Below are 5,529 nucleotides of genomic sequence, written 5' to 3' on the forward strand. Positions count from 1 at the left end.
TTTGCAGAGATAATAGCGGCTTTGATTTCTTCAGGGTTATGCCCATCAACAGAAATGACTTGCCATCCGTAAGCTTCAAAACGCTTAGGTGTATCGTCTGTGAACCAACCTTCTACATCACCATCGATTGAGATACCGTTGTCATCCCAGAAAGCAATCAGTTTACCTAGACCTAATGTACCCGCTAAAGAACAAGCTTCATGCGAAATACCTTCCATTAAACAACCATCGCCTAGGAAAGTGTAAGTATGGTGGTCAACAATGTCGTGACCTTCTTTGTTAAAAGAAGCCGCTAAAGAACGTTCAGCAATTGCCATACCGATAGCATTAGTAATACCTTGGCCTAATGGCCCTGTTGTTGTTTCCACACCTGGTGCGTAACCATATTCTGGGTGACCCGGTGTTTTTGAATGTAATTGACGGAAGTTTTTAAGATCTTCAATTGATAAATCATAACCTGTTAAATGCAGTAGAGAATAGATAAGCATTGAACCGTGGCCGTTAGATAGAATAAAGCGGTCGCGATCAGCCCAGTTTGGATTAGTCGGATTATGCTTTAAAAAATCCGTCCATAAAACTTGCGCAATATCAGCCATTCCCATTGGTGCGCCTGGGTGACCTGAATTGGCTTTTTGGACAGCGTCCATACTAAGGGCGCGTATTGCGTTAGCTAACTCTTGACGAGAAAGCTGAGTGGCAGAACTCGATGGCATAAATAACTCCTGAAAATTAATGACTCATATTTAAAAACTAAAATCAGTGTATTTAGTAAACAGATAAGAAAGTGAGAACTAGATCGACAGAATGGCCAAAAAATGTTGAACAATAGCTCTATACACAAAATATGTGGTTACATTAAGAGTTTTAATACGATTAAACCTGATTAAGTTAACTCAATATGCTTAAAAAACGTATTTATAAAATAACAGGTTTAGAAAGTAATTAGCTTTGGCAAATAGATAACTTAAAAATATAATATGAAGAGAAGCGCTTAGCGTACTTATTAGAAGATTAACCTGCATGCTTAAAAAATAAATAGCGAAGTGAACAGGTTAATGATTCATTCCAAACGGTCTTTAAGCAACTAACGGTTTGTCGATTGTAAACGTAAGTACTTAACGACTTTTTCTTCGAATGTGACCTCAGAATAAAACTCTTTTACCATATTAACTGGCGCAATATCGGTTCGCTCCATTAAGGGGACTGCGCGCCCTGTTGCTGTAATATAAGCATGCACATCAGTATGACGAGCTAACAAAGGTTTAATAACATCTGCGTACATGATGCCGGCTAATAAACTAGCAAACCCTTTTTTACGGTGGGCAGGCATAGTCACAAAATGTATCACGCCTAAGTCTTGATATAACTCCCCATGATGTAAAGTGGTTTTATCGATACAAGCCTCATAGTTTTCTAGTAGGCTATAAGCCACCAGCTGTTCATCAACATACAACTTGAGTAATTCAGCTTGAGTACCATGACGCAATTGGTCATGCTCAGTTAACCATTGGAACAAGTACCACATTTTCATGTTGACTTGCCCAAGTTCCAACATCTCTTGAGCGCACTCTTTAGCATTACAATATTCAAAGCGTTGCATTAATAAACCTATCTAATTGGAACAGTTCGGATCCCTCTACAATGAGGAATGACTAGGGAAAATACCAGCAATAAAAGCCCTAACTAAAAAATAAAAGAAAGTGACCACATAACATTCATCACTCAAAAACGTGCTACTTTATCGCAATATGTATTTCAATTTCATTACCATTTGGATAAAACTCAAAATCAGTTGAATAAGCACGTTGCTGTGGTGCATTTTCATCCGCAAAATAATCCCAAACTTCAGTCCACCCATCAATGGCAATTTGTGGCATTTCTCCTTTGTGTTTAAAAACCAGATATTGACCAGCGGGGATCACCACTTTTTGTAAAGGTACAGATACAGGCCTATTTTTACCATCAAAACCAACTAATACATTAAACTGACCGCTAGCATCTGATTCATAATCAAAATATACCCCGTAAACTCTTTCTCCACTTTTATAATCAACATCAACAGTCTTATCAAACTGTTGCCACAAAGCGCCTATTTTGCCCTTATCAGTGCTCATTTCAGTTTCATTATCAGTCCTGATACTTAAGCCATGTAGTATTTTTTCTGAAACTTTACGTATTGTCATAACAAATCCTTGTAGAAAATTAGAGTGTTTAACCAAGCAGAGCACAGAAGCAGCAGTACTAAATAGTGTTGCTCATAGTGAGCTGAAGTTAGTTATATCACAATCAAGAATAGGGATTAAAATTTATAGACGTTATCGTTGTTATTTTTCTGAGGAGTTGATCTTTGAAGTGTATTTGGTAAAAAGTTATGCTTTCTTGTACATCATAGGAAAACCTATGATGTACAAGTATTTATATTTCTTAATATTAATACTTGATAATGGCACGCTCAATAAAGACTTCTTTTGCTACCTGCATCGCATTGAGTGCAGCAGGAAAACCTGCATAAACAGCCATTTGTATAATTACTTCTGTCACTTCCTGCGGTGTACAACCGACATTCAGTGCACCATTAATATGCACATTTAATTGTGGCAAGCAGCTCCCCATGGCAGTTAATGCGGCTACCGTTGCTAATTCTCTACTTTTTAGATCAAGCCCTGCTCTAGAGTAGATATCACCAAAAGCAAATTCAATAGTATACTTTGCTAGGTCGGGAGAAATAGTTGCCAAACTATCAATCACTTTTTGCCCTGCCTCTCCATCAATTTCTTGTAATTTTATAAGGCCATCTTGATAACGTTTATTATTCATTTTCTTCCCTTATTTATTAATAAACCGGTTTTCAATAACAATCGGATTTCGTTAACTACTCTACAACTTAGAGTTAACTCTAAGTCAAGTGTTAAAAAAGGGGGAAAAGTTGAGAAAATGAGCCAATGGGCAAAACGTAGATTGATTAATATGAGTTTATGGAATTTCCACTATCGACAATGACCTCGTAAAAAACTTAATATCAATGAATTAAGATGTAGCATTATTATTTTAATGGCTTAAGGAAACTATATTAAGGAAGGTAATTGAAATAATAGCGAATACCAATTGTTTATGGATTATATTCATTGCCGTTTGATGACCTCGCTATAATAGATGATTTTTTGTTGCAACTTCTCCAGGTTTAACTGCTGTTCAGTAATATTTGCTTCAAGTTTAAGGGCGTGCTCCTGTAACATTTGCATTCTTTGTTCTGATGTCGAATTACCCTGCTCTCTTAATTCTGCATACTGCAAAATTTCTTCCAGTGGCATCCCCGTATCTTTTAATCGCTTTATAAACGCAATCCAAACTATATCTTTCTCTGTAAACCAACGGTGGCCACTGCTATTACGAGAAATGTTTTTTAACAACCCCATTTTTTCATAATATCTAACGGTATAAGCAGTGAGCTTGGTTGCCTCTGAAAATTTTTTAATATTCATGCATTTCTCCTAATCTTGAATTCAAGTAATAAGTCCTAAGAATTAAAATATACACTAACAAAGTAAACCAAATTAGTAATCAAAACGTATAACTGGAAACAACCTCAAGGAGTAAGTCATGTTTTCAATTTTTAAAAAAGATCCAATTAAAAAACTCAACCAACAACTGTCTGCAAAATTAGAGGAAGCAATGCACGCACAGCGTAATGGCGATATAAGAACTTACTCACAATTAAGTTTTGAAGCACAAGAAATTGAAAAGCAGTTAATAGTCTTAGAAAACGCGAACAAATAGAAGAATATTGATTGCCTTGTAAGTAATGGTAACTCTATAAATTTATCTTTGTATTTGAGAGTTGATTTAATAAAATGTAATAGAGCCTATGACAGTGCCTAATAACTAGATTGTGATGGCATTGATGATTATGCTATCGATTGTTTTAGAGTCATTGCTTTAGAGTCGTAGTCAGTGACAATGACTTAATATTAAACGGGCTTATAATACTATACTTAATCCCCACGCCCCTAGTATTAGAAGAGTTAGAGTAATCATCGCCCTCTTTTTATGTTTATTAATAATGCGTTCAGCATGGTTCCCAGCATAATATACAACCACCGCTAAACCAAAGTAACGAATAGAGCGTGCAATTGCAGAGGCAATTAAAAATAAAGTAAGTGAGTATTTAGTTGCACCCGCAGCAAGCATTGCGATTTGGAATGGAATTGGAATAATACCTAACGTAATAACAAACCAAAACCCTTTATTTTCCATGCTTTGTCTAACATTTTCAAACTGTGTTGGGTTTGAAAATGTTTCAATGATCCAATCACCAACCACATCAAATAGATAATACCCCAGTGCATAACCCAATAAAGCACCCACAATACAGCCTAAGGTTGCCATTAATGCAATAAGCCAAAGCTTTTCACGTCGAGCCTGCATTAACGGTACTAATACCGCTTCTAAAGGGATCGGCACAATGGTTGATTCCAAAAATGATGCAATCGTAATACCACTCAACATATGCTTTGAATCAATAAACTTACGTGTTTTTTGTTTTATCTTTTTTTTGATTGGCATAGTGGATCTCTAAAGTGGTTGGGAGCTCGGTTAGTTGGTATTTCAGTTAGCTGATAGTTAAATTAATGATGACTAAATTGATCATGACTAAATTAACTGATTGAGTAAGTTATTTAGTATCAACATCAGCCTACATAAATGCTATTTATTACCAATAAAATAATATTGAATGAACCGAAAGCTTTTTAAATAGGGTTAATGGCTTCATTTTATTCAGCGTACTAGTATGGAGGCTCTATTAAGGGGGTAGCAATCAGGTGCTCCCCCCTATAACTTGGACAAAACCGTACCTCTAAACACCTATACAAAATTATACAGAACTAAACTTATGCATCGATGTATGTAAAATTTTCGTACGCTATTTGTCCTATGTCGAACGGCTTAATAGTATGATTTTTCAAACTCTTTTTTGGCTTCATCTTCAGCCATTCCATACTTCTCTTGCATTTTACCTTGAAACTTTTCTAGGTTACCGTCAATTTCTTGTAAATCATCGTCAGTCAATTTACCCCAATTTGCTTTAAGTGTACCTGAAACTTGTTTCCACTTACCTTCGATAATATCGTTGTTCATTAAGTAACTCCTTGCTTTATTATAAGGTTTATTAAACTTGGTCTAATAAAAGAGTCATTAAAAAGATAATTTAAAATAACATCGTAATTAGAATCATTGATGTTATGAACCCTTTCATGGAACTCAATTAACTACAACCAAGTTTTATGCCAAAACATAAACCACTGATTATTAAGTGAAAACACAAAGGGTAAGTGATAAGCCTGTGGCTTCTTTGTAATAATTACAGTCCTGCTTGTCAATTTTGCATGGTTCACAATGAAAATAGGTAACTACTCAGGCCGTCGCTATTTAAGCCTATTTCTTCGTTGAAAAATGCTCATTTAAACCACTAAACTGCGCTTTTTCGCCTTGAACTAAGCATAAATAGCTTAGCCCTGAGCATTTACGTTT

At 35.6% G+C, this 5,529-nt stretch carries 8 protein-coding genes; 1 reads left to right on the forward strand and 7 read right to left on the reverse strand.

From position 1 onward, the window contains the following. From H5084_RS18980 to H5084_RS19000, 5 genes are all read right to left on the reverse strand, one after another. On the reverse strand, window positions 1–713 hold a 713-nt coding region (locus tag H5084_RS18980; protein ID WP_310735775.1), incomplete at its 3' end, for a transketolase family protein. A 371-nt stretch (window positions 714–1,084) separates the two neighbouring features. Further along, the gene (locus H5084_RS18985) at window positions 1,085–1,600 is read right to left on the reverse strand and encodes a hypothetical protein (RefSeq protein WP_028868117.1); all 516 of its coding nucleotides are present in this window, start codon (window positions 1,598–1,600) and stop codon (window positions 1,085–1,087) included. A 133-nt stretch (window positions 1,601–1,733) separates the two neighbouring features. After that, window positions 1,734–2,183: a GyrI-like domain-containing protein gene (locus H5084_RS18990; RefSeq protein WP_182692202.1), complete on the reverse strand. Its 450-nt coding sequence runs from the start codon at window positions 2,181–2,183 to the stop codon at window positions 1,734–1,736. Between the two features lie 247 nt (window positions 2,184–2,430). Then, the gene (locus H5084_RS18995) at window positions 2,431–2,817 is read right to left on the reverse strand and encodes a carboxymuconolactone decarboxylase family protein (protein ID WP_182692203.1); all 387 of its coding nucleotides are present in this window, start codon (window positions 2,815–2,817) and stop codon (window positions 2,431–2,433) included. A gap of 305 nt (window positions 2,818–3,122) precedes the next feature. Further along, a complete protein-coding gene (locus H5084_RS19000) occupies window positions 3,123–3,482 on the reverse strand; it encodes a MerR family transcriptional regulator (protein WP_182692204.1) in 360 nt (119 codons plus the stop codon). 118 nt (window positions 3,483–3,600) lie between these two features. Here H5084_RS19000 and H5084_RS19005 point away from each other — a divergent pair, with 118 nt between their 5' ends. Beyond that, window positions 3,601–3,777, forward strand: a complete 177-nt coding sequence (locus H5084_RS19005) for a DUF6435 family protein (RefSeq protein WP_156916164.1) — start codon at window positions 3,601–3,603, stop codon at window positions 3,775–3,777. A 201-nt stretch (window positions 3,778–3,978) separates the two neighbouring features. On the opposite strand, the gene H5084_RS19010 is transcribed toward H5084_RS19005, so the two are convergent. Beyond that, on the reverse strand, window positions 3,979–4,563 hold the full coding sequence (locus H5084_RS19010) for a YqaA family protein (RefSeq protein ID WP_182692205.1): 585 nt from the start codon (window positions 4,561–4,563) through the stop codon (window positions 3,979–3,981). 381 nt (window positions 4,564–4,944) lie between these two features. Continuing rightward, window positions 4,945–5,136, reverse strand: coding sequence for a CsbD family protein (locus H5084_RS19015; protein WP_028870287.1), 192 nt, complete (start codon window positions 5,134–5,136; stop codon window positions 4,945–4,947). Window positions 5,137–5,529: the final 393 nt, after the last annotated feature.

Origin of the sequence: Psychromonas sp. SR45-3, assembly GCF_014163575.1 — a bacterium.
In the GTDB taxonomy this organism is placed as follows: Bacteria; Pseudomonadota; Gammaproteobacteria; order Enterobacterales; family Psychromonadaceae; genus Psychromonas; species Psychromonas arctica.